The 1,666-nt window shown below is 33.3% G+C and carries 2 protein-coding genes; both read right to left on the reverse strand.

Going from position 1 to position 1,666, the window contains the following annotated elements:
• Positions 1 to 501: 501 nt before the first annotated feature.
• On the reverse strand, positions 502 to 1,080 hold the full coding sequence (locus OIO11_RS11715; RefSeq protein WP_268071654.1) for a suppressor of fused domain protein: 579 nt from the start codon (positions 1,078 to 1,080) through the stop codon (positions 502 to 504).
• Positions 1,081 to 1,096: 16 nt separating this feature from the next.
• On the reverse strand, positions 1,097 to 1,666 hold a 570-nt coding region (locus OIO11_RS11720), incomplete at its 5' end, for an HNH/ENDO VII family nuclease (protein ID WP_268071655.1).

The following is a 1,666-nucleotide window of genomic DNA, read 5'->3' on the forward strand; positions in this document are numbered from 1 at the left end:
TTCGCATGTTTTAGGTACAAAAACAGAAATTGGTTGCTTTTATAATTCCAATTCCTGCTGTTTTATTTCTATTAATTACATTTTTTTATTTTTTAGTTCACACTTTCTTCACAACCCCCGAGGGTCATTGCGAAGGACCGAAGAGAATGAGCTTGCTTTTGCTTGACTTAATACTGCCGCTGTTCCTGCTACTGCTGCTACATTTTATTCCTTACCATGCCACCTTTCGGTGTTGGATTTGTTTTCTATTCTCAACTTTTGTTAATTACTACTTTAATCTAAATTCTAAAAACCAGCTACCGCTCATGCTTTCGCATGTTTTAGTACAAAAACAGGAATTGGTTGTTTTTATGCTTCCAATTCCTGCTGTCTTATTTCTATTAATTACATTTTTTTGTTTTTTTCGTTCACACTTTGTTCTCAACACCATTTGGTCCTTGCGAAGGAGCAAATGGTGTGAACTTGCTTATAAGCTATTTTGATATTTTACAATTACTTTTATTATAATACGGATTTTCTATTTAAGTTAAAAATATCTATTTGTTGTTTATCAAAAAGTTCTTCTAATGCATCAGAACTTTTATCCTTTGCATACTTGAACTCCTCTTCAGAAATTGGAATAGCAAGTAACCAAGCAACTTTTTTGTCTTCAAAATTTAAAGTTTTTAGCCTATCCTCCCAAAGAAAAGGTGAGATAAACAAGATATGTTTCATAAAACAATCAGGCATATAAAAACTCACCACATTTTCAAATACAGCTCCTGGATAGCATTTAAATTTAGTATTAATTATATTAAATGCACAACTTGCTAATATGTTACTAAAGAAATCAAATCCTGAAGCACATGCTCCCACAATTTCAACACGCAAAGGTACAGTATCTGTTTTATATCCAATAGAATAACTTGAAAGACCTATTGTGGAATACGAAGTTACTCCATTATAGGGTTTATCACTGCATGAGAGAATATCAATTGAACTTTCTTTTTTATCATCCCAATATCTTGTAACTAATGGCTTCCCTCCAAATGCATCAAAAGCTGATTTTGCTATCATCTTATCTTCATTAGATATACTCATATTTTTCTCTCCTTTATCATGGACCAAAATATTGGTCTGTTATATCTTCACCTTGATGGCTTCGATTAGAACTTGGTAATTCAGGTCTGTAATGCTCTGTCTTATTATATTCATCCAAAAATTGTTTTCTTGATATACCTCGTTCCTTAGCACTTTGTTGATGTTTTCTAAATTCAAATCCTGGTTTATGTCCCATATCCCATGTTTGCGATTTATCCATAACTTTTTCTGTTACAGGGTCTATTACATCACCGTTAGTATTTTTAGCATTTTCCCAAACTTTATCTCTTACGCCTTTTCTAAAATGAGATGGTCTATCATATGATACAGGCTTGTTCTTCCATCTTACTTTTCTTGATCCATAAGTCTCCTTAAAATAATCATTCCATTCTGAGCCACTCAATAATTGTCTTTCAGGGTTACCCGCCCCCTCAGTAATCACTTCAGCAGTATCATCCACACTTGAGCCTATTCCATTTTTAACCTTATTAACTTCCTTTTTAAACCTACCTAAAGCCTCATAACCATTACCCAAATTACTACCAAGCACTGCTGGCTTCGGTCCTTTGTTCATATTGTTTAATGC

The sequence above is a fragment of the Clostridium sp. ZS2-4 genome (assembly GCF_026719745.1).
Classification (GTDB): Bacteria; Bacillota; Clostridia; order Clostridiales; family Clostridiaceae; genus Clostridium_H.

Bases quoted from the DNA above. Each gene is read 5' to 3' on its own strand.
- OIO11_RS11715 (WP_268071654.1), bottom strand. From the start codon at position 1,080: ATGAGTATATCTAATGAAGATAAGATGATAGCAAAATCAGCTTTTGAT.